23 protein-coding genes are annotated in these 22,076 nt (G+C 64.5%); 17 read left to right on the plus strand and 6 right to left on the minus strand.

Features of this window, described 5'->3' with window-relative positions:
• Positions 1-159: 159 nt before the first annotated feature.
• From ACTIGC_RS10760 to astB, 5 genes are read left to right on the plus strand one after another with little or no spacing between them, the layout of a single operon-like run.
• The gene (locus ACTIGC_RS10760; RefSeq protein ID WP_439634404.1) at positions 160-1,452 is read left to right on the plus strand and encodes a cystathionine gamma-synthase family protein; all 1,293 of its coding nucleotides are present in this window, start codon (positions 160-162) and stop codon (positions 1,450-1,452) included.
• Between the two features lie 34 nt (positions 1,453-1,486).
• Complete coding sequence (locus tag ACTIGC_RS10765; RefSeq protein WP_439634405.1) at positions 1,487-2,746, plus strand: hydrolase; 1,260 nt, start codon at positions 1,487-1,489, stop codon at positions 2,744-2,746.
• Positions 2,747-2,763: 17 nt separating this feature from the next.
• Entirely contained in the window at positions 2,764-3,774 is a 1,011-nt protein-coding gene (locus ACTIGC_RS10770) for an arginine N-succinyltransferase (protein ID WP_439634406.1), read from the plus strand.
• On the plus strand, positions 3,771-5,225 hold the full coding sequence (astD, locus tag ACTIGC_RS10775; protein ID WP_439634407.1) for a succinylglutamate-semialdehyde dehydrogenase: 1,455 nt from the start codon (positions 3,771-3,773) through the stop codon (positions 5,223-5,225). Before ACTIGC_RS10770 ends, astD begins: the two co-directional genes overlap by 4 nt.
• The gene (gene astB, locus ACTIGC_RS10780) at positions 5,222-6,565 is read left to right on the plus strand and encodes an N-succinylarginine dihydrolase (RefSeq protein ID WP_439634598.1); all 1,344 of its coding nucleotides are present in this window, start codon (positions 5,222-5,224) and stop codon (positions 6,563-6,565) included. The genes astD and astB overlap by 4 nt, the downstream gene beginning before the upstream one ends.
• Before the next feature lie 8 nt (positions 6,566-6,573).
• Here the strand turns inward: astB and ACTIGC_RS10785 are convergent, their stop codons facing one another.
• The gene (locus ACTIGC_RS10785; RefSeq protein ID WP_439634408.1) at positions 6,574-7,368 is read right to left on the minus strand and encodes an exodeoxyribonuclease III; all 795 of its coding nucleotides are present in this window, start codon (positions 7,366-7,368) and stop codon (positions 6,574-6,576) included.
• Between the two features lie 53 nt (positions 7,369-7,421).
• Here ACTIGC_RS10785 and ACTIGC_RS10790 point away from each other — a divergent pair, with 53 nt between their 5' ends.
• Positions 7,422-7,811 (plus strand): hypothetical protein, encoded by a 390-nt coding sequence (locus tag ACTIGC_RS10790; protein ID WP_439634409.1) that lies wholly within the window; start codon positions 7,422-7,424, stop codon positions 7,809-7,811.
• A 180-nt stretch (positions 7,812-7,991) separates the two neighbouring features.
• Here ACTIGC_RS10790 and ACTIGC_RS10795 read toward each other — a convergent pair whose 3' ends face one another.
• Positions 7,992-8,663: a nitroreductase gene (locus tag ACTIGC_RS10795; RefSeq protein WP_439634410.1), complete on the minus strand. Its 672-nt coding sequence runs from the start codon at positions 8,661-8,663 to the stop codon at positions 7,992-7,994.
• 29 nt (positions 8,664-8,692) lie between these two features.
• Entirely contained in the window at positions 8,693-9,022 is a 330-nt protein-coding gene (gene erpA, locus ACTIGC_RS10800) for an iron-sulfur cluster insertion protein ErpA (protein ID WP_439634411.1), read from the minus strand.
• Between the two features lie 90 nt (positions 9,023-9,112).
• Between erpA and ACTIGC_RS10805 the strand changes: the two genes are divergently transcribed.
• The 8 genes from ACTIGC_RS10805 (at position 9,113) to tatC (ending at position 15,600) form a co-directional block, all read left to right on the plus strand.
• On the plus strand, positions 9,113-10,288 hold the full coding sequence (locus ACTIGC_RS10805) for a deoxyguanosinetriphosphate triphosphohydrolase (protein ID WP_439634412.1): 1,176 nt from the start codon (positions 9,113-9,115) through the stop codon (positions 10,286-10,288).
• Positions 10,289-10,398: 110 nt separating this feature from the next.
• A complete protein-coding gene (locus ACTIGC_RS10810; protein WP_439634413.1) occupies positions 10,399-11,241 on the plus strand; it encodes an SPOR domain-containing protein in 843 nt (280 codons plus the stop codon).
• Positions 11,238-12,272 carry a beta-N-acetylhexosaminidase gene (nagZ, locus tag ACTIGC_RS10815; RefSeq protein ID WP_439634414.1) on the plus strand — a complete coding sequence of 345 codons (1,035 nt, stop codon included), beginning with the start codon at positions 11,238-11,240 and terminating at the stop codon, positions 12,270-12,272. The genes ACTIGC_RS10810 and nagZ overlap by 4 nt, the downstream gene beginning before the upstream one ends.
• Entirely contained in the window at positions 12,269-13,075 is an 807-nt protein-coding gene (locus ACTIGC_RS10820) for a segregation and condensation protein A (RefSeq protein ID WP_439634415.1), read from the plus strand. The genes nagZ and ACTIGC_RS10820 overlap by 4 nt, the downstream gene beginning before the upstream one ends.
• Positions 13,072-13,785, plus strand: a complete 714-nt coding sequence (scpB, locus tag ACTIGC_RS10825; protein ID WP_439634416.1) for an SMC-Scp complex subunit ScpB — start codon at positions 13,072-13,074, stop codon at positions 13,783-13,785. Before ACTIGC_RS10820 ends, scpB begins: the two co-directional genes overlap by 4 nt.
• A gap of 338 nt (positions 13,786-14,123) precedes the next feature.
• Positions 14,124-14,345, plus strand: a complete 222-nt coding sequence (locus tag ACTIGC_RS10830) for a Sec-independent protein translocase TatA (protein ID WP_127566289.1) — start codon at positions 14,124-14,126, stop codon at positions 14,343-14,345.
• A 22-nt stretch (positions 14,346-14,367) separates the two neighbouring features.
• Entirely contained in the window at positions 14,368-14,778 is a 411-nt protein-coding gene (gene tatB / locus ACTIGC_RS10835) for a Sec-independent protein translocase protein TatB (RefSeq protein ID WP_439634417.1), read from the plus strand.
• Between the two features lie 3 nt (positions 14,779-14,781).
• Positions 14,782-15,600, plus strand: a complete 819-nt coding sequence (gene tatC / locus ACTIGC_RS10840; protein ID WP_439634418.1) for a twin-arginine translocase subunit TatC — start codon at positions 14,782-14,784, stop codon at positions 15,598-15,600.
• A 132-nt stretch (positions 15,601-15,732) separates the two neighbouring features.
• On the opposite strand, the gene purD is transcribed toward tatC, so the two are convergent.
• Together purD and ACTIGC_RS10850 are read right to left on the minus strand one after the other, a co-directional pair.
• Positions 15,733-17,016, minus strand: coding sequence for a phosphoribosylamine--glycine ligase (gene purD / locus ACTIGC_RS10845; RefSeq protein WP_439634419.1), 1,284 nt, complete (start codon positions 17,014-17,016; stop codon positions 15,733-15,735).
• A gap of 76 nt (positions 17,017-17,092) precedes the next feature.
• Positions 17,093-17,623: a dihydrofolate reductase family protein gene (locus ACTIGC_RS10850; RefSeq protein ID WP_439634420.1), complete on the minus strand. Its 531-nt coding sequence runs from the start codon at positions 17,621-17,623 to the stop codon at positions 17,093-17,095.
• Between the two features lie 96 nt (positions 17,624-17,719).
• On the opposite strand from ACTIGC_RS10850, the gene xseA reads away from it, so the two are divergent.
• Both xseA and ACTIGC_RS10860 read left to right on the plus strand, forming a co-directional pair.
• The gene (gene xseA, locus ACTIGC_RS10855) at positions 17,720-19,150 is read left to right on the plus strand and encodes an exodeoxyribonuclease VII large subunit (protein ID WP_439634421.1); all 1,431 of its coding nucleotides are present in this window, start codon (positions 17,720-17,722) and stop codon (positions 19,148-19,150) included.
• A gap of 84 nt (positions 19,151-19,234) precedes the next feature.
• A complete protein-coding gene (locus tag ACTIGC_RS10860) occupies positions 19,235-20,200 on the plus strand; it encodes a class I SAM-dependent methyltransferase (protein ID WP_439634422.1) in 966 nt (321 codons plus the stop codon).
• A 334-nt stretch (positions 20,201-20,534) separates the two neighbouring features.
• Here the strand turns inward: ACTIGC_RS10860 and ACTIGC_RS10865 are convergent, their stop codons facing one another.
• Positions 20,535-21,383, minus strand: coding sequence for a TauD/TfdA dioxygenase family protein (locus ACTIGC_RS10865; protein ID WP_439634423.1), 849 nt, complete (start codon positions 21,381-21,383; stop codon positions 20,535-20,537).
• 155 nt (positions 21,384-21,538) lie between these two features.
• Here ACTIGC_RS10865 and ACTIGC_RS10870 point away from each other — a divergent pair, with 155 nt between their 5' ends.
• Positions 21,539-22,048 carry a YgjV family protein gene (locus ACTIGC_RS10870; protein WP_439634424.1) on the plus strand — a complete coding sequence of 170 codons (510 nt, stop codon included), beginning with the start codon at positions 21,539-21,541 and terminating at the stop codon, positions 22,046-22,048.
• Positions 22,049-22,076 lie beyond the last annotated feature (28 nt).

A 22,076-nucleotide genomic window follows, 5' to 3' on the forward strand; every position in this document is an offset into this window, starting at 1 on the left:
GCCCATGCTGCGCTGGCGCAGCGCACTTGCGGCGGGTTGACCCGCCTGCCGCCACAGCGCAAGACAGGGACATCACGTCATGGCGGGGCAGGCCCTCTGCCTCCTGCGCGCCAAGGCGCCGGGACATGACCCGAACCGATTTTTGAAAAAGGCGTCCAGATGAGCAAACCCGAAACCCCCTATCGCAAGCGCGCTCTCGGCAACCGGCCTTTGCGGCCGGAAACCCTGATGATGAGCTACGGGTTCGATGCCAAACTCTCTGAGGGCGCGATCAAGCCGCCGATTTTTCAGACCTCCACCTTCGTATTCTCCAGTGCGGAGGAGGGTGCGGCCTTTTTCCGTGTGATGGGCGGGCGTGCCGTTGACGGGGACCCGGCGGCGCCGGGGCTCATGTATTCGCGTTTCAACAACCCCAATGTGGAAGTGCTGGAAGACCGGCTGACGCTTTTTGATGGCGCCGAGGAGGCGTGTGTCTTCTCTTCTGGCATGGGCGCAATCTCCACTGTGCTGCTGGCCTTTGCCAGGTCAGGCGATGTGGTCTTGCAGTCCACCCCGCTCTATGGCGGCACCGAGACGCTGATCCGCAATATCATGCCCAATTACGGTATCGCGATGGAGGATTTTGTTGCGGGCGCGCCCGACGATGAAATCCGCGCGCAGGCCGAGGCCGCGATGAAGCGCGGGCGCGTGTCGATGATCTACACCGAGACGCCGACCAACCCGACCAACGAAATTGTCGATCTGGCGCTGATGAAGTCGCTCGCTGACGAGATTGGCAAGCGGCAGGGGCACCGCCCGGTCGTGGTCGTCGATAACACGGTGCTTGGCCCTATCGGCCAGTCGCCGCTGGCGCATGGCGCAGACCTCGTTGTCTACTCCCTGACGAAATATATCGGCGGGCATTCCGATCTGATCGGGGGTGCAGCGATGGGTTCCAGCGAGGTGATGGCGCCGGTGCGCAAGCTGCGTTCGGCCATTGGCACCAATCTCGATCCGAATACGTGCTGGATGCTCGCGCGCTCGCTGGAGACGGTCAGCCTGCGCATGCAGGCGGCGTTTGATGGTGCGGCAAAGGTCGCTGCCTACCTGAAAGATCACCCGAAAGTGGAGAAGGTGCGCTATCTCGGCTTCCTGGAGCCCGGTTCGCGCGATCACACCGTGCACCACCGCCAGTCGGGCGAGTATTATGGCTCCACCTTCGCCTTCGACGTTACGGACGGGCAGGAAGGGGCTTTCCGCATGCTCAATGCGCTGAAAGTCATCAAGCTGGCGGTCAGCCTTGGCGGCACCGAGACACTTATCTGCCATCCCGGCTCCACCACGCATTCCGGCGTTGATCCGGCCCTGCGTGAGCGCCTGAAATTTTCGGCGGGCATGGTGCGGGTGTCGATCGGCATCGAACATCCGGACGATCTTATCGCCGATCTGGAGCAGGCGCTTTCACACGTCTGATCGTCGCTGGCAGCAGCATTGCAGGTGGTCTTCCATGAGCGCGCTTACCTTATCGGCAGATGAGAAATCCGCCCTCGGCTGGATCGATGGCGAAGGCGATTCCATGATCGCCTCCGTCCGGCGCTGGTCTGACATCAATTCGGGCAGCCGCAATGCGGCAGGGCTGGAGGCGATGCAGGCCAAGCTGACGGACGCCTTCTCACGCCTCGATGCCCGTATAGAGACGGTGGAGCTGGCGCCGTCTGAAACCGTCACGCCTGATGGTGAGATCAGGCCGGTTGAGTACACGGCTGCGCTGAAGGTATCAGCACGTCCGGACGCTCTGATACGTATCGTGCTGACCGGCCATTCCGACACCGTCTTTGCCGCCGATCACCCCTTCCAGACCTGCCGGGATGTGGACAGCGACACCCTCAATGGCCCTGGCGTGGCGGACATGAAGGGCGGGCTTCTGGTCATGCTGCACGGCCTTCTGGCGCTGGAGCGCAGCCCGTGGGCGAAGGATCTGGGCTATGACGTTCTCATCAGCCCGGATGAGGAAATCGGCTCGCTGGGTTCCGGTCCTGTCCTGGCGGAGCTCGGCGCCAAGGCTCATGTCGGCATGACGTATGAGCCTGCACTCGCTGACGGCTCGCTGGCGGGCGCGCGCAAAGGCTCGGGCAATTTCTCACTTCGGGTGAAGGGCCGGGCCGCTCACGCGGGGCGTGAGCATCATCTGGGCCGCAACGCGATCGTGGCCGGGGCGGCCTTTGCCAAGGCGATAGATGCGCTCAACGGCCAGCGCGAGGCTGTGACCATCAATGTCTCGCGCATTGATGGCGGCGGCGCGCCCAACGTAGTGCCGGATGTGGCTGTCGTGCGCTTCAATGTGCGTGTCGGCGACGAGGAGGATGCGCGCTGGGCCCTCTCCGGTCTTGAGAAGGCGGTAGCCGAGATCAACACCCGCGACGGCATCGTGGCCGATCTGCATGGCGGGTTCACCCGCCCGCCCAAGCCGATGACCCCGGCAAACCTGCGCATGTTTGAATGGACACGTGAGGCGGGCCGCACGATCGGCCTCGATCTGAAGTGGAACCCTACGGGTGGCGTATGCGAGGGCAATAATCTGTGGGCGTCGGGCTGTCCCAATGTGGATACGCTGGGCGTGCGCGGCGCCGACATCCATTCAGACCGGGAGATCGCCAAAATCTCCAGCTTCACCGAAAAAGCGAAGCTCTCTGCTGTCATGCTGATGAAATTTGCCAAAGGCGAGTTCGATGCCCGCGAGGCACGCGCACTCGCCCGTGCCCTTTAGGACAGGAATATACGGCCATGCTGATGGTGCGTTCGGCGCGTAGCGCGGATCATTCATCCTTTACCGCTCTGGCCGCTTCAGCGGGCACAGGCTTCACCAGCCTGGCGGTCAGCGCCGATGCGCTGGCTGAAAAGCTGGAGAAGTCCGAACAGGCGTTTGCCGGGAAAATCCCTGACCGCTCCGACGCGGCCTATCAGCTCATGCTGGAAGACACCGAGAGCGGCAAGGTGCTCGGCACGGCGGCGGTCAAGGCCGCAGTGGGGATCAAGAAGCCATATTTCGACTTCAAGATCATGACCTTCGCGCAAGCCTCCAAGGAGGCGGACCGCCGCTTCGACATGGAAGCGATGATGCTGGTCAATGATTTTGCGGGCTGCAGCGAGGTTGGCTCGCTCTTCGTGTCGGACGCCGCGCGCGGGCGCGGGGCAGGGCGGTTGATGGCGCAGTCACGCTATCTGCTGATCGGCGCCGACCGCTCGCGCTTTGGCGAGCGCGTGGTGGCTGAGCTGCGCGGCGTCGTCGATGAGGCGGGCGAGTCCGTCTTCTACAACCACGTCACCCGGCCCTTTTTCCGTATGACGTTTGACGAGGCCGACCGGATGAGCGCCTCCACCGATAACCAGTTCATTCTCGATCTCATGCCGACCCACCCGATCTATCTGGATCATCTGCCTTCCGGCGTGCGCGAGGTGATGGGCAAGACCCATCCGCACGGCGTGAACGCAAAGCGGCTGCTGGAGTGGGAAGGGTTCGAGTATCACCGCTATGTCGATATTTTCGATGGCGGACCGCTGGTGGACTGCCCGGTCGAGCGTGTCCGCACGGTGCGCGAAAGCCGCGTGCTGACCGTCGGCTCGGCAGGCGGCGAGACGGTAGAGGCGATGGTCTCCACCGACCGAATGAACGATTTCCGTCTCGTCAGGTGCGAGGTCCGCGTCAGCGAGAACACGGTTGCGCTGGATGATGACGTGCAGCGCGCGCTCGATCTGAGCGATGGGAACACAGCAAGAGTATGGGTGAATACATGAGCGGCAACAGCCTCTTTATCGATGGTGGATGGCGCAAGGGCGCAGGCGAAGTCTTTGCCTCTCTCGATCCGGCAAGCGGTGACACGGTGTGGAGCGGCAATGCTGCCGGCCCGGCCGATGTACGCGCGGCCTTCGCGGCGGCCCGTGCCGCCTTCGCTGACTGGGCGCTCACCGATTTCGAGACCCGGCGCGCCATTGTGGAGCGGTTCGGCGCCATCCTGGTTGAACGCAAGGAAGCCTTCGCCGAGCTGATCTCGCGCGAGACGGGCAAACCCTTGTGGGAAGCGCAAGGCGAGGCGGGGGCGATGGCGGGCAAGATCGCCATTTCCATCAAGGCCCGCGAGGAGCGGGCAGGGCGGCGCGTGGAAGCGTCCGACTTTGGCGAGGCCGTGCTGGACCACAAGCCGCTGGGCGTGTTGTTCGTGCTGGGCCCGTACAACTTCCCCGGCCATCTGCCGAACGGCCATATCGTGCCGGCCCTGCTGGCGGGCAATACGCTGGTATTCAAACCCTCCGAGCTGACGCCCGCCACGGCTGCGCTGATGGTGGAATGCTGGGAAGAGGCGGGCCTGCCGAAAGGCGTGCTCAACCTCGTTCAGGGCGCACGCGAGACCGGCGCAGCGGCGCTGGATGATGCAGACCTCGACGGCGTGCTCTTCACCGGCTCCTGGACGACCGGCTCTTTCATCCACAAGAAGTTTGCCGGCCGCACCGGCATCCAGCTCGCGCTGGAAATGGGTGGCAATAATCCGCTCGTGGTGTGGGATGCGAAGGATGCCGACGCCGCTGCCCGCATCGCCATACTGTCGGCCTATATCAGTGCCGGTCAGCGCTGCTCGTGCGCGCGCAGGCTTATCGTGCCGGCGGGCGCAGCCGGTGATGCGGTGGTCAGCGCCGTCGCGGACATGGCCGCGCGCCTGACCATCAGGCCGTGGAATACCAATCCTGAGCCCTTCATGGGGCCGCTGGTGACGCCGCATGCCGCAGACGCCGTGATCAAGGCGCAAGCTGATCTGGCTTCGCTCGGCGGCAAGGTGCTGCTGGAGGCAAAGCGGCTAGAGGCCGGCCCCGCCTTTGTCAGCCCGGCCCTGATCGATGTGACCGGCCTTGAAACGCCAGACCACGAAGTGTTCGGTCCGCTATTGCAGGTGCGCCGCGCCAATAGCTTTGAAGATGCGCTCAAAGAGGCCAACAACACCGCCTATGGCCTTGCCGCGGGGCTGGTCAGCGATGATGCCGCCCTGTGGAAGCGCTTCTGGGCGGGTTCGCGGGCAGGGATCGTCAACTGGAACCGGCCTACCACAGGAGCTGCGTCCTCGATGCCGTTTGGCGGGCCGGGCCAGTCGGGCAATCTGCGCCCCAGCGCGTATTACGCGGCGGATTATTGCGCCTATCCGGTCGCGACACAGGCCGCACCTGAGCTTAGCTCCCTGCCGGTGAAAGGCATCTGATGAGCGCTATCGAAGCCAATTTCGACGGGTTGGTCGGCCCGACGCATAATTATGCAGGCCTCGCCGAAGGCAATCTCGCCAGCGCGAAGAATGCGGGCAACATTGCCGCTCCGCGCGCCGGTGTGCTGGAGGGGCTGGCCAAGGCGAAACGCCTTGCCGATGCAGGGCTGGTGCAGGGCTTTCTGCCGCCGCACGAGCGCCCTTTTATTCCCGGCCTGCGCGCGCTCGGCTTCACCGGCAGCGACGCCCAAGTCTGGGAGAGCGCCTTTCGCCGTGCGCCGGTGCTGGCACGCAATATGGCCTCGGCCAGCCCGATGTGGGCGGCCAATGCGGCCACGGTCTCGCCCAGCCCAGACACGGCCGATGGCCGCCTGCATATGAGCGCGGCCAATCTTCTCTCCACACTCCATCGATCCATCGAGGGACCGCAGACCGCGCGGGCCTTGCGCGCCATCTTCCCCGATGAGAACCATTTCGCGGTGCATGACCCGCTGCCGATGCAATCTGCCTTTGGCGATGAAGGCGCGGCCAACCATGTGCGCCTGTGCGCCGAGCATGGCGCGCCGGGCGTGGAAATCCTCGTCTATGGGCGCGACGCCTTTGAAAGCTGGCAGGCGCGCTTCCCCGCCCGCCAGACCAAGCAGGCGTGTGAGGCGATTGCCCGCCGCCATGGGCTCGACCCTGAACGCACCGTCATCGTGCGCCAGTCGCGCGCCGCCATCGAGGCCGGCGCTTTCCACAATGATGTCGTGTGCGTCGGCAATGGCCGGGTTCTCTTCTTCCACGAGCTGGCGTTCGAGGACACTGAAGCGACGCTCGATGCGATCCGCGCGGCGGCCAAGGGCCTGTTCGATCCGGTCTTCGTCGAGGTGGCGCAGGACGAAGTGCCGATAGAGGACGCCATCACCAGCTATATCTTCAACTCCCAGCTTCTCGACTGGCCCGGCGAGGACCGCATGGTGTTGCTGGCCCCCAAAGAGACGCAAGAGACTGCCTCAACGCGCGCCTATTGCGAGCGCATGGTGGCAGGCAATGGCCCGATAGGGCGCGTGGATTATGCCGATGTGCGCCAGTCCATGAGGAATGGCGGCGGGCCTGCCTGTCTGCGCCTGCGCGTGGTGCTGACCCCGGCGGAGCTCAAGGCTGTCAATCCGGGTGTGATGCTCGATGACCGGCTGTTTGCCGCGCTGACCGACTGGGCCAAGACCCATTACCGCGAGAGCCTGAGCCTGACGGAGCTGGCTGATCCTGCGCTGGTGGATGAAAGCCGCGCGGCGCTGGATGCGCTCACGCGCATCATGGGTCTGGGCGGCGATTTCTACGATTTTCAGCGGGTCTAGACAGGCAGCTAGAGATCAAAAGTCCCGACTACGGGTACGTGGTCGGACGCTTTTTCCTTGCCCCGCACATCCTTGTGAATCTCGATCGATTTCAGGCGGTCAGCGGCCTGCGGCGAGCACAGAAGGTGGTCGATGCGGATGCCGTTATTCTTCTGCCACGCACCCGCCTGATAGTCCCAGAACGTATACTGGTGCGCGCGGCCATCGAGATGCTGGAAGGCTTCGGTGAAGCCGAGCCATTGCAGCGCGAAGAAGGCATCGCGCGTCTGGGGCAGGATCAGGGCATCGCCCTCCCACGCGGCCGGATCATGCACATCGGAATCGCGCGGGATAACATTGTAATCGCCCGCCAGAACCAGCGGTTCTTCATAGGCCAGTAGCTTGGCGGCATGCGCGTGCAGGCGCGCCATCCATTCCAGCTTGTAATCGTATTTCGGCCCCGGCGCCGGGTTGCCGTTGGGCAGGTAGATGCTCGCCACGCGCACCGGGCCACCCGGCGCGCTGATCACCGCCTCGATATAGCGGGCCTGTTCTTCCTCGCCATTGCCGCCGGGCAGGGCGCGCTCGGCCACTTCCTCGATAGGAAAGCGCGAAAGCAGGGCGACGCCGTTATAGCTCTTCTGGCCCACCGTCTCGATGTTGTAGCCCAGCCGCTCGATCTCCTCGCGCGGGAAGCCCTCATCCTGGCATTTGATCTCCTGCAGGCAGGCAATGTCCGGCTTTGCTTCGCCCAGCCATTCCAGCACGTTGGGCAGGCGCGCCTTGATGGAGTTCACATTCCACGTCGCGATTGAGAGAGTCATGCTAGTATGCCTTTGGCGGGGGAGTGAGAATTCGGGCTGAACGGGGCCGGACCATGAACGCAGACCCGGTGGACGACATTTCCGGCCAGCGCCGACGTATCACCTTTCTAGCAGTTCTCACCCTGTTGCTGGCAAGTCTGGCTGCACTGCTGACCGGATTGTTTGGCGCGGCGACATGGGGCGTCTCGATGATGGCGTTTTCCGGCGCGGTGGAAAGCGGTGCGAACCGCGATCTCATGCGCGTGGTGCTGTATTTCCTGCTGGCCGGGCCGTTCGTCGCCGGGGCAGGGCTTCTCATTGGCTGGATCGTGTTCTGGACGCGCAGGCCGGGCGCAGGCGTGGCGTGGGTCTTCCTGCCGTCACTCATCTGGGTGGGCCTTCTGACCGGCTATATGTGGGCGATTTCAGCCTTCTGCGCGGGGGAGTTCACGTGTGGGGTGTAGGGGGCAACCGTTTTCTCCCCCCGTTTACGGGGGGAGTGGCTCGAAGAGCCGAGGGGGGATTCAACAAAAGTTGCCCCCCCTCCGTCTCGCTGACGCTCGACACCTCCCCCGTAAACGGGGGAGGAAAACCGGGGGCGGACCTCGCTCACGCTCGGCCGGAGGATGACAAGGGTTGGAACCCTAAAACCCCTCAAAGCTCGCAAATTCGTCCACTTCGGCGCGCCGTGTGCGCAGCTGGTTCACTTTTGCGGATGTGTCGGCATGGCCGAGTGCCAGCCCGCAATAGACGATTTGCGGCTTCTCGATGCGCAGCGTCTTTGCCACGGTTCCGGCGTGCAGCGTCCACGCTTCCTGCATGCAGGTGGCGAGCCTTTTGCTTTCAGCGGCGAGGCAGAAGCTCATCATGAACATGCCCAGATGCGCCCACTGATTGGGGTTCATCCGCTCATCGATCGAGAAGAACACGCCCACCGGCGCGCCGAAAAATTCGTAATTGGCCATCAGGTGCGCGAGGCGCGCGCCCTTGTCCTCGCGCGGAACGCCCAAAAGCTCATACATGTCCTCGCCGACCTGAAAACGGCGCGAGCGATACGGCTCCCACAGGCTTTCGGGATAGACCGGGAAGGCGGATTCGTTGGTGAAGGGATCGGTGGAGAGCTTTTTCTGTACAGCATCGATCACGCGCTGGCGCGCTTCACCCGCCACGACATGCACCTGCCAGGGCTGGAGATTGCCGCCCGAGGCCGACCAGCGCGCAGCATCGAGAAGCTCGCGTATTTCAGTCTCGCTGACGGGCGTGTCGAGAAAGGCGCGCGTGGAAATGCGGCGCTTCAGAGCGTCGATAACGTCCATGGTCCAGCCCCCGGAAAGTTATGGAGAAATCAGATCGAAAAGCTCGTCCCGCAGCCACAGGCAGCGGTGGCGTTGGGATTATGGATGCGGAAGGATGCGCCGATCAGCTCGTCGACATAGTCGATCTCGGACCCTTTGAGGAAATCCACGCTCATCGTGTCGACCAGCACGGTGGCGCCGTCGCGCTCGATGGCAAGGTCATCATCGCTGCGCTCGCTCTCCAGATCGAACTGGTAGGAAAAGCCGGAGCACCCGCCGCCAATCACCGAGACGCGCAGGAATTGCTTGTCCTGGCCTTTCAGGATCTGAAGGATCTGGCGGGCGGCTGTCTCTGACAGGCTGATCTGGGCTTCGCTCATGGCGTTCTACGGTTCCCGACTGGCAATACACCCGATATATGGACGTAGAGGGCCGCCGATGGAAGGGCGGGCCGTGAAGGAGTGATGTTGATGGTGTTTACGCGCGCGCCTTATGCCTGCGATCCGGCGAAAACGCGCGGGCGGCTACACCCGCAGGCTGAAAGCGCCACACGCTCGGCTTTCCAGCGCGACCGGGACCGCATCATCCACTCCACCGCCTTCCGCCGCCTGAAAGAGAAGACACAGGTTTTCGTCGCCCATGAGGGCGATCATTTCCGCACACGCCTGACCCATTCGCTGGAAGTCTCCCAGATTGCCCGCACGCTGGCGCGCGCCCTGCAGGTGGATGAAGATCTCGCAGAGGCGGCTGCGCTCGCCCACGATCTGGGACATCCGCCCTTTGGCCATTCGGGCGAGGACGGGCTTGCCGAGGCGATGAAGGGCTTTGGCGGGTTTGACCACAACGCCCAGACGCTGCGCGTCATCACTCTGCTGGAGCGGCGCTATCCTGAATTTGACGGGCTGAACCTCGCCTGGGAGACGCTGGAGGGCGTCGTCAAGCATAACGGCCCGCTGATGAGACAAGGCGATGATCCGGCGAAGCTGCCCTGGGGCTTTACCGCCTATGAGGACTGGCGCGGGCTGGAGCTGCATACCCATTCCTCGGTCGAGGCGCAGATAGCCGCCCTGTCGGACGATATCGCCTATAATAATCACGATATTGATGACGGGCTGCGCGCCGGGATATTGAAGCTGGACGAGGTGATGGACTTGCCGCTGGTCGGCGATGTGTTCCGCGCGGTGCGTGCACAATATCCCGATATCGGCACCAGCCTGACCATTCACGAGGCGATCCGCCGCCTTATTGGCCTGATGGTCAATGATGTGCTGGAGGAAACCCGCGCGCGGCTGGCGGCATCGGGCGTGGACAGTCCCGAAGCGGTGCGCGCGTTGGACCATCCGGTGGTCAGCTTCTCGGAAAGCATGCTGGTGCAGCTGTCTGCCGTGCGCCGCTTCCTCTACGCAAACATGTATCTGCACTACAAGGTCAAGCGCGCCAAGGAGAAGGGCAAGCGGATCGTGAGGGAGCTGTTTGAGGCTTTCCTGAACGACCCGGCCCTGCTGCCGACCGAGTTTCACCGGCAAGCGGATACGCCCGGCAGCCCGGAGACGGCGCGTGTGGTGTGCGACTACATTGCCGGGATGACAGACCGCTATGCGATCGACCAACATCGCCAGCTCTTCCATGTGGAAGCCTGGCGCTGAAACCTGTGGAAGCTGAGCGCCGCACCCGCGCAAGACAGGCTGCATCTTGATACTCTGTTAACCAGAGGCGCGTGGACTGATTCGCGCCCATCGCCGTCAACAGGAAAGCCATGCCCTCTCGGGACCGAAACTCGACCGATTACGATCCGGACGCCTACGACACGTTCGATGCCCGCGATGACGGGCAGGGGCGGCGCGGGCCGATATTGCTGCTGGCCGCCGCCATCGTGCTGGTGCTGTTCCTCGGCGTTGTCTGGAGCGCGTATAATCTGGGCGTGCGCGAGCGCAATACCGCGCCCATCCTTACCGCTGACAGCCAGCCCTGGCGGACCGCGCCGGAGGATCCGGGCGGGTTTGAAACGCCGGGTCAGGACATTGAAGCCTATGCCCTGCGCGAGCGGGAGCGCGGCGCTGTCGAGACGGTGGAGATTGATCCGGCTGTCCGCCCCGGCCCGGAAGAGCCAGCCGCCAGCGAACCGGAGCGTCCGGCCCTGACCGTTGAGACCGAAGATTCCGACCGGCTGGCCCTGCCGCGTGAGGAAGCCCCGCGCGAGGAAGCCCCCCCGGCGCAGAGCGCGCCAGTTATCGAGGACACACCGCCGCCCGCGCCAGAAACACGCCAGCCCGAACAGCAGCGCCCGGCTGAGGAGCGCCAGCCCGCGCGCGAAGAGCCGCGCCCGGCCCCGCCGGCCGCCAGCGCCAGCGGCAATTTCGTGGTCCAGATCGCCGCCTTCCGCACGATCGAGGAGGCCGAAGAGGCCTGGATTGCCTTCGTGACCCGCTTCCCGGACCTCTCCTCAGGCCGCAGCCCGTCCATCGTCGAGGCCAATCTGGGCGCGCGCGGCATTTATCACCGCCTGCGCATTGCCGCGTTTGAAACGCGCGATGACGCCTCGCGCTATTGCCAGACGCTTTCTTCGCGCGGGCAGGACTGTCTGGTGGCGGCCCGATGAGCGTGACAGCGGCGATATACGGCCTCATGGGCGAAAGCCTGACGCCGGAGGAGAAAGCCTTCTTCCGCGATGCGGACCCGTGGGGCTTTATCGTCTTTGCCCGCAATATCGACCGGCCAAAGCAGATCACCCGGCTGATGGGCGAGTTGCGCGATTGCGTAGGCCGCGATGCGCCCATTTTCATCGATCAGGAGGGCGGGCGCGTGCAGCGCCTGAAAGCCCCGCTCTGGCGCGCCGCGCCGCCTGCTGCCCGCTTTGGCGAGCTGTGGGACCGCGAGCCGGAACTGGCGCTTGAGGCCGTCCGCCAGAACCATCGCCTGCTGGCGCAGGAGCTGCGTGATCTGGGCATTGATTGCGACTGCGCGCCGGTGGTCGATCTTGCCATTCCCGGCGCAGACGCGGTGATCGGCGACCGTGCCTTCCACGCCGAACCCGGCCCCGTCGCCGAGATGGCGCGCGCGGCGCTGGCGGGCCTGAAGGATCAGGGCGTTGCCGGTGTCATCAAGCATATTCCTGGCCATGGCCGCGCCGATGCCGACAGCCATTATGCGTTGCCGGTGGTGCGCGAAGATCACGAAACCCTGCACGAAACGGACTTTGCCGCCTTCAAGGGCGTGGCTGAAGCTGCATCCATGGCGATGACGGCCCACGTCACCTACACCGCGATTGACCCGGAAAACTGCGCCACCCTGTCAAAGGATGTGATTGCGCAGATCATCCGCGGCGAGATGGGCTTTGACGGCCTGCTGATGAGCGATGATCTCTCCATGAAGGCGCTGTCAGGAACGCTGCGCCAGCGCGGGGAGCGGGCGCTCAGCGCGGGCTGTGACATGCTGCTTCACTGCAATGGCGAACGCGCGGAGATGGTGGAGGTGGCCCACGCCGCCATCACGCTCTCCGGCAAGGCGCTGGAGCGGGCAAAGGCGGCAGAAGATGCGCGCGGCACGGCGCAAGGCCTCGATGTGGCCGCCACCCATGATGCCATGGCGCGCTGCTTTGCCGAGGCCGGGCTGGAGGCGCCAGCGCCGTGAGTGATCTGTTCGAGGAAGATGTGCGCTTTGAGGCCGTTCGCGATGCGGACGAGGCCGGTAGCGCGCTGATCCTCGATATTGAGGGCTGGGAAGGCCCTTTGCACCTGCTCTTGCATCTGGCACGCAAGAACAAGGTGGATCTGGCGAAAATCTCTATCCTGGCGCTGGCCGAGCAGTATCTCGTCTTCATCGAGGAGGCACGCGAGAAGCGGCTGGACATCGCGGCCGAATATCTCGTCATGGCGGCCTGGCTCGCCTACCTGAAATCCCGCATGTTATTGCCCAAACCGCGCCCGGAAACCGATGAGCCGGAGCCGGAGATGATGGCGGCGGCGCTCGCCTTCCGTCTGATGCGCCTTGATGCGATGCGCGCAGGCGGCGAAGCGCTTTACGACCGGCATCTGCTCAAGCGCGACGTGTTCGAGCGCGGCGCGCCCGAAGGCGTGCGCTCCATCCGCGCGCCGCAATATGAGGCGAGCCTGTTTGACCTATTGAAAGCCTATGCCGGTACGCGCGAGAAGTTTGCCTTCTCCACCTACGAGCCGGAAAAGCCCAAGGTTTACAGCCTGGAAGCAGCCCGCGCCCGCCTCAGCCTGCTCTCAAAGCGCCTGACGGGGTGGGAGCGGCTGGACAGCCTGCTGCCGGGTGAAGACGAGCTGGGGCCGGATGCGCCGCCGCCGCAATCGCTGATGGCATCCTCGCTGCTGGCGGCACTGGAAATCACCAAGGATGGTGAGGCGGCGCTGCGTCAGGAGGCGGTCTATGGCCCGATCTGGATGCGCGGGCAGGAGGGGCGCCTATGAGCGATCCGATTGCCGAAGCGATTGCCCGCCTGCGCGCGCGGCAAGGCCCGCAAGCCGCTGCATTGGCCGAACCCTCGCAGCAGGCATTGCGCATGGCCGAGGCCCTTTTGTTTGCCGCGTCCGAGCCGCTGGACGCTGAAACGCTGGCCGCGCGCCTGCCCGCGGGCACCGACATCCCGGCGACAATCGCGCGCCTGCAGGAGAAATACGCCGATGCGGGCGTGCGGTTGAGCGAGGTGGGCGGGCGCTGGCGGTTTGAAACCGCGCCGGACCTCGCCCATCTGCTGGCGGAAATCCGCGAGGAGCCGAAAAAGCTCTCGCAGGCCGCTCTGGAGACGCTCTCCATCATCGCCTATCACCAGCCGGTCACGCGCGCCGAGATCGAGGAGATACGCGGCGTTGCCGTCTCCAAGGGCACGATCGATCTCCTGTTTGAACTGAAATGGATACGTCTGCGCGGCCGCCGCCGCAGCCCCGGCCGGCCGGTTACCTTTGGCACGACCGACACTTTCCTGGAATATTTCGGCCTGGCCGCGATCACTGATCTGCCAGGGCTGGGTGATCTGAAAGCCGCCGGGCTTCTTTCTTCGCGCCTGCCGGCCAATTTCGACATTCCGGACCCCGCCCGGCTTGCCGATAATGAAGACCCGCTGGACGATGAAGATAGCGCGCACTTCCATCTCGACTTCCTCGAAGGCGCCGAGGAGTAGGGCGCGCGCCAGCAATTTCCTGTCATGGCCCGGTTTATCCGGGCCACCCATGCCTGAGAGTTTCCGGCTGATCGTTCGTTACAGGCCGCGCAGCGGCCTGAAAAGCGCGACCGCGCGCCCGCGACTGCCTGTGCCCGCGCAGGCGGGTATTCGCGGAACATCGCAACGCGGATGCGTTGCGGAACTAAAGAGGCATGGGTCCCCCGGACCGCTACGCGGCCGGAGGATGACAGCTTTGTGTGCCACCCCCACCTGAACCCGCCATTGGACCCTTGCGCGATATTCCTTTACGGGTATAGGCCAGTGGCCGTAACGGCATTCCCGCACGGAGAGCGCATATGGGACCGCATTGGAGCATTTTTGTCATCGTTGGCATTCTCGTGCTCGTCCTGTTTGGCGGGCGCGGACGGATTTCCGCGATGATGGGCGATTTCGCCAAGGGCATCACGGCCTTCCGCAAGGGGCTGAAAGATGACAGCAAGGATGAGGACGCCGCCGAAGAGCGCCCCGCCGCCAGCATCTCCGCCGAGACGCGCGAAGACGAGCGGACGGGCTCTTAAGCCCGTCAGGAGCTAGAGTTCCATGAACCCCGGCTTTGGCGCTGCCGAGCTTATCATCATCGTCATCCTCGCCCTTGTGGTGGTGGGTCCCAAAGACCTGCCGCTGATGATGCGCAAGGCCGGGCGTTTTATCGGCCAGATGCGGGCCATGGCGCGCGATTTCCAGAACAGTTTTGACGAGCTGGGCCGCGAGGCGGAGCTGGCCGAGCTGAAAAAGGAAGTCGAGGCCTTGAAGAAGGCCAACCCGGTCTCCGAAGTCACCGAAGAATTGCGCGCGGCGGAAGCCGATCTGAAGCGCTCTGCGCTGGACAAGCCGCATCCGCGCGCCGCAAAGCCTGCCAAGCCTGCGCTGGGTGATGAGGCGATGCTGCCGCTGGATACCCATCCCGAAGCCGCAGCCGACACCCCGCCCGCTCAGAGCAGGCAGGACTAGGCGATGGCTGCGAAGGAGAAGCTGGCAGCCCCGCAAGGGCCGGAGGCCGATGACGAGGTGGAAGCCTCGCGCGCGCCGCTGATGGAGCATCTGACCGAGCTGCGCACCCGGCTGATCTGGGTGCTGGGCGCGGTGGCGCTGGCCTTCGTGCTCTGCTTTGCGTTTGCCGAGTGGATCTACAACATTCTGCTGGTGCCGTTTGAAGAGGCGGCGCGTCAGGTGCGCGGCGAGGATTTGCAGCTCCAGCTCATCTTTACCGGCCCGCTGGAGTTTTTCTTCGTCAAGCTGAAGCTCGCTTTGTTTGGCGCCATCATCGTGGCCTTCCCGATGATCGCCTATCAGGTCTGGGCCTTTGTCCGCCCCGGCCTCTACAAGAATGAGCGGCTAGCCTTTGCGCCCTTCCTGATTGCCTCGCCGGTGCTGTTCGCGGCCGGTATCGCGTTTGTCTATTATTTCATCCTGCCCTTCGTGATGGGCTTTGCGCTGGGTCAGGAGCAGACCGGGGAGGAGGGCCGCACGGCCATCCAGCTCCTGCCGCGCGTGTCGGAATATCTCAATCTCGTCACCACGCTCATTCTGGCGTTCGGGATATCCTTCCAGCTGCCCGTATTGCTCTCCCTGCTGGGCAAGGTGGGGATCGTCAATTCGGGCCAGCTGGTGCGCTTCTGGAAGTTTGCGATTGTCGGCATCGCCCTGTTCGCCGGCTTCGTGACCCCGCCCGATCCGATCAGCCAGATATTCCTGGGCGCGGCCATGTTCGGCCTTTACGGGCTTTCCATCCTTGCGGTGAAAATGGTCGAGCCGAAGGAATTGGAGGGGTAGGGGGCGTCACCTCTTCGTCGTTCCCGCGCAGGCGGGAACCCCGAGCCGCTTGGCACTGTCTTCGCTCTACGATCTCTGGATCCCCGCCTGCGCGGGGATGACGAGGTAGAGAGGGTCAGGAGAGAACTTCTTCTACAACCCTCTCCAACCGATATCGCGGCGGTAGACGCCTTCGGGCCAGTCGATTTCACCGATGGCTGCGTAGGCCCGGTCCACGGCTTCGCGCAACGTATCGCCGGTGGCGGTGACGTTCAGCACGCGGCCACCGTTTGCGATGAAATTGCCGTCCGCGTCGAGCGCGGTGCCAGCGTGGAAGATCATCACGCCGTCGCCATGGCCGGCATGGTGCAGATTGCGGATGACGCTGCCCTTTTCGGGCGTGCCGGGATAGCCGGGCGCGGCCACTACCACCGTCACGGCGGGTTTGGGGTTGGCGTCCATGGGAAGAAGCTGCGCGAACTCGCTGGCGCGCATGCCGCCGGTGGAGGCGGCCAACAGCAACGGCACGATATCGGCCTCCATCTGCATCATCAGCACCTGACATTCCGGATCGCCGAAGCGGCAGTTGAACTCGACCACCTTGGGCCCGTCCGGCGTCACCATCACGCCGATATACAAGACGCCGCGATAGGGCATGCCGTCACCGGCCATGCCGCGCAGCATCGGCACGGTCACCTCTTCCTCCACCTGCTTCATCAGTTCGGGCGTCATCACCGGGGCGGGCGCATAGGCGCCCATGCCGCCGGTATTGGGGCCGGTATCGCCATCGCCGATGCGCTTGTGGTCCTGCGCGGCGGGCAAGGTGAGATAATTGATCCCGTCGGTGATGACGAAGATGGAGGCTTCCTCGCCTTCCATGAATTCCTCGATGACCAGCTCTGCCGATGCGCCGCCAAACTTGCCAGACAGCATGTCGGCAAGCTCGGCCTCGGCCTCCTCGCGCGTCTCGGCAATGACCACGCCCTTGCCGGCGGCCAGCCCGTCGGCTTTCAGCACGAAGGGCGCGGTCAGCGTATCGAGGAAGGCTTTGGCCGCCGCCACCTCGGTGAAGCGGCCATAGCGCGCGGTCGGCACGCCATAGGCGGCCATGCGGTCCTTGGCAAAGCCCTTGGAGGCTTCCAGCTGGGCGGCGGCCTGTGAAGGACCGAACACGTCAAATCCGCGCGCGCGCAGCATGTCGGCAAGGCCCTTGGCGAGCGGAGCCTCAGGCCCGATCACGATCAGGTCCGGCTCCAGCTGCAAGGCAAGCTGCTGGATGCCCTCCACATCGTCTGCAGCGACATCAAAGCACGGGCCCAGAAGATCAATGGCCGGGCTGCCGGGCGCGCACCAGATCGTGTCCACAAGGGGGCTCTGCGCGATCTTCCAGGCCAGCGCATGCTCGCGCCCGCCAGAGCCGATGATGAGAATGTTCATGGCCGCCCCTGCTTTCGTCTTGGCTATGGCCGTCTCTTAGCGGGGCTGCACGCCTCTTGTCGACCGCGCAGCGGCATCAGGCAGGCACGTAGGTCAGCCGCAGTGCGTCCTCACCGATAGGGTCGCTGGCCACGAGGCGCAGTGGCGGGAGCGGCCCGGCGAAAAAGGGCTTGCCGCTGCCCAGCACGTAGGGGCGCAGATAGAGCCTGAATTCATCGATCAGACCGGCTCCGGCGAGACTGTGGGCGAGGTCCGGCCCGCCAAGCTGCATCACGCCCTCAACCTCGCCCTTCAGCTTTCGCAAGGCCGCCTCCACATCGCCGGAGATCAGCGTGGCATTGGGGCCAACCGAGTTAAGCGAGCGCGAGGCGACCCATTTGGGCATGTGCCGCCAGGCATCGGCAAACGCGTGCTGTTCCGGCGTCCAGTCAGGATCGTCATTGTCCCAATAGGCCATGATCTCGTAGAGGCGGCGGCCATAAATGCTGCCCGCAAGGCTCGCCACCTCATCAATGAAATGGCGGAACAGCGCCTCTCCCGGCGCGAACGCCTCGTGATCGATATAGCCATCAAGGGACTGGTTCATCCCGAAATAGATTGTCGCCATGGCGCGACGCTCCTTTGGTAAGCCGCAATTCGGGGCTGATGCAATCATGCCCATCCGCGCTAGGCTAGCGTCAACCCGACTCAAAGCGGATGCTTGATGACCGACCTTACCAACGCACCGGAATATACCGTCTCCGATCTTGCCCGCGCGCTCAAACGCACGGTGGAGACCGAGTATGGCCATGTGCGCGTGCGCGGCGAGCTGGGCCGGGTGACGGTCCCGAAATCCGGCCACATGTATCTGGACCTCAAGGACGCCGAGGCCGTCATTGACGGGGTGATGTGGAAAGGCTCGGTCGCGGCGCTCTCCTTCCGCCCGGAGGAAGGGCTGGAAGTGATCGTCGAGGGGCGGCTCTCCACCTTCCCCGGCCGGTCCAAATACCAGATCATCATCGAGCGGATGGAGCCTGCGGGCGCAGGCGCGCTGATGGCGCTGCTGGAAGAACGTAAACGCAAGCTGGCCGCCGAGGGCCTGTTCGCGCCGGAGCGAAAAGCCGCCATCCCCTATCTGCCGCGCGTGGTGGGGGTGGTGACATCGCCCACGGGCGCGGTGATCCGCGATATTCTGCATCGGCTGGATGACCGCTTTCCGGTCCATGTCCTCATCTGGCCGGTGCTGGTGCAAGGCGAGGGGGCAGCGGCCCAGATTGCCGCCGGCATTGAGGGCTTCAACGCGCTTCAGCCCGGCGGGCCGGTGCCGCGCCCGGATGTACTGATCGTCGCGCGCGGTGGCGGCTCGGTGGAGGATTTATGGGCCTTCAACGAGGAAATCGTAGTGCGCGCGGCGGCGGCCTCCGCGATACCGCTGATCTCCGCTGTGGGCCACGAAACCGATACGACGCTGATAGACTTTGCCTCTGACCGCCGCGCGCCGACGCCTACAGGCGCTGCTGAAATGGCCGTGCCGGTGCGCCGCGAGCTGATGGAGCGCATTGAGGGCGCGCGCGGGCGGCTGTCCGGCGCCTTGCTGCGCACGGTGGAGCGCAAGGAGTCCGATCTGCGCGCCGCCTCGCGTGGTCTGCCCCGGCCCGAAAGCCTGCTGGGTGATGCACGCCAGCGGCTCGATTATGCCCATGAAGCGCTGGTACGCGGGCTGACGCTCGGCATTGAACGCAGGCGCGGCACGCTGGAGCGTCTGTCGGTCCAGCTTCGTCCGCTGGCGCTCAAGCGCGAGATCGCTGAACGCCGCCAGAGGCTCGCACAGGCCGGTGAACGCATGCGCGCGGCCCAGGTGCGCCGGATCGGCGATCAGGAAAGGCATCTTTCCGGGTTGGGCAAGACCCTCAAGGCCCTCTCCTACGAGAATGCGCTGGAGCGCGGGTTCGCCATTATCCAGAATGCGGGGGGCAAGCTGGTCCGCTCTGCCAGCGAACTTGCGCCCGGCGACGCCGTCACCTTGCGCCTGCACGGCGGGGAGAGAGGGGCCGTAATAGACGGCACTGCCAGCCCGGCCCCGCAACGGCAGAAGCCCGCCAGCAAACCCAAACCGGCCAAGGCCGGTCCTTCGCAGCAGGGCTCGCTTTTTTAACCCTCACCGCTGCACGCGCGGCCTCCGGCGTGCTACATCTCTTGATGATGGTCCGCCCCCGGACCCGATCATGGAGATTTTTACATGCGTGTACTTCTCACCAGCGTAGCCAGTCTTGCCCTTCTGGCCGCCTGCAATGGCGAAGCGCCGGAGAGCGTTGATGATGCGGTAAATCAGTTCGCCGACACGATGAGCGAGGCGGCGGATGAGGTTGGCGAGCTGTTCGACGAGGCCGTCGAGGGCGCATCCGAGCTCGCAGGTTCCATCGGCGATGAAGTCGCGGCAACGCGCGACGCGCCCACGCTTGAACAGGTGCTGGCCGATCCGCGCCGCGAGGCAGACCGCGCGCGCGACCAGTACCGCAATCCGCGCGAGACGCTGGAGTTTTTCCAGGTCGAGGCCGATGACACCGTGGTGGAAGCATTGCCCGGCGGTGGCTGGTATGGCCGCATCCTTGCGCCCTGGCTTGCTGCGGACGGCGAGTATTACGGCCTCAACTACCCGATGCCTGTCTTCGAGCAGCTCTTCCCGAATATGACCGACGAGCAGCGGACCCGGCTGGCCGGATGGGAAGCGGGCTTCCCTGCCGCCGCCGCCGAATGGGGCGGCCCGGCGCAAGGCGGCTACACCTTCGGCTCAATCCCGGAGAGCGCGGCCGGTTCAGCCGATGTGGTGCTCTACATCCGTGCCCTGCACAACATGGCCCGTTTTGGCTTGCTGGAAACGGCGGTCAATGACGCCTGGACGCTTTTGAAGACGGGCGGCGTTGTCGGCGTGGTCCAGCACCGCGCACCTGCAGGTGAAACCGATGAACGCGCCGATGGCTCGCGCGGGTATTTGCGCGAAGCCGATGTCATCGCCGCCTTCGAGGCACGCGGTTTCGTGCTGGAAAGCGCCTCTGACATCAACGCCAACCCGAACGATCCTGCCGATCACGACATGGGCGTGTGGGCGCTGCCGCCATCGCTGGGCGGCCCTGAGGAGACCCGCGAAGCCATGCGCGCCATCGGCGAAAGCGACCGCATGACTTTGCGGTTCAGAAAGCCGTAGGGGGTAGCGGTTTCTCCCCTCGCTTGCGGGGGGGAGGGCATTACATCTTCTGTCATCCTCGGGCCGCGTAGCGGTCCGGGGGACCCATGCCTTTTTTCTGATGCTCCGCACATCCGTGCGTCGCTCCTCGCTAAAGCTGCGGGCGCGCGGTCGCGCTTGCGGCGCTATCGCGCCGGGGAGCCAGCCCGGCCCGTCAGGGCCACTAGGCCGAACGGCCGCCCGCGACTTTTCGCGGAACATCGCAACGCGGATGCGTTGCGGAACTAAAGAGGCATGGATCACCCGCATGCGCGGGTGATGACAATCGTTGGGGCCCGGGACCCCGAGTGTTTGCCTAAGGCCCCGCAACCGTGGTGCGGTGCATCAGGCGGGCATGGCCGTCATAGCCGCCCGTGGCCATGTGCTGGGTGCAGCGATTATCCCACATCAGCAGCATGTCGCTCTGCCATTTGTGGCGATAGACGAAGCGCTCGTCATGGGTGACGCCGTAAAGCTCGACCAGCAGGAAGAAGGCTTCCTCGTCGGTCAGACCCTTGACCGTTTTCACATAGCCCGGATTGATGAAAAGCGCCTTGCGGCCCGTCTCCGGGTGCACGCGCACGATTGGGTGGGCCTTCGTGTTGCGGGCCTCCGGCGCAGCGCGGATGGTCATGGAGCGGTCCTTGGCGTCATTCTCGCCATAGACCCCGTCCGGCGCATAGGCCAGGGCGGCAGAGTGGATGGCTTCCAGCCCTTCCAGCCTCGCCTTCATCTCCTCTGATAGCGCCTCATAGGCCGCGTAACCATTGCAGAACAGCGTGTCGCCGCCCACAGGCGGCGTGATCTTGGAATGCAATATCGTGCCGGCGGGCGGGGTGTCCTGAAAGCTCCAGTCAGAGTGCCAGGCGGCAGCAAAGACGGACGCCTTCTCGTCCGCTGCGCGCTTCACCTCGATAATGTGGGGATGGCCCTCGATGGGCGCGATGAAAGGATCATCGCCAAACGGGCCGAAATACTGCGTGAAGCGCTCCAGATCCGCATGGCTCATGGGCTGGTTCGGAAAGGCCAGCACCAGATGCTCCAGCCATGCCGCGCGGATGGCGGCGATTTCGTCCGCGTTTAGCGGCTTTGACAGATCAACGCCCGTTACCGATGCGCCAAGGCTTGCGCCGCTGGGCGTTACCCTGATGTGTGAAGCGGCCATGGCCGGTCTCCTCCCGTGTGTGTGCGGGGCGTCATTTGCATCGCGCCCGCGTCAGGCCAAGGCTGCCTGCGGCTGTCATCACCCGTCAAGGCGCGCTTGCAAGAGCGCTATGGTGCGCGTATCGCCGGGCGGTCAGCAGCCCTGGATGATCGTGTATGGACATCGCCCTCATCGCCATCAATGCGCTTGGCCTTGTGGGCTTTGCCTTCATCCTGTTGTCCACGCGGATGAAGACGAAGCCCGGCTTTCTGATTTCCGACATGACGGGCAATCTGATCGCAGGTACGCACTATGTGTTTCTGGGCGGGGCAGGGGGCGTGCTGTTTTGCTGGGCCTATGCCCTGTTTGATCTGGCGGCGCTGAAACTTGGCCGGGCCGGGCTGCCGGTGCTGGGCGCTCTGCTGGCCGGGGCCTGCATCATTCTGATGTTCTTTGATCCGGGCTGGGCGGACCTGATCGCGGTCATCGGCTCGGTGGCGGCGGTAGCATCGCGCCTGCAGAGCGATATGCGCTATGTCCTGCTGCTGGCGGCGGCCTCATCGCTGTTCTGGGGCACATATGGCGTGATGATGGGATCGTGGCCGCAGATCGCGTTTTCCAGCACCTATGTAGTCTTGAGCCTCTACGGGGCGTGGCAGGCACATCGCAAGCTCTCCGCCCCCTGATCGACCCGGCGCGCGGCGCACGCTTGCG

This window comes from Glycocaulis sp. (assembly GCF_051859565.1).
In the GTDB taxonomy this organism is placed as follows: Bacteria; Pseudomonadota; Alphaproteobacteria; order Caulobacterales; family Maricaulaceae; genus Glycocaulis.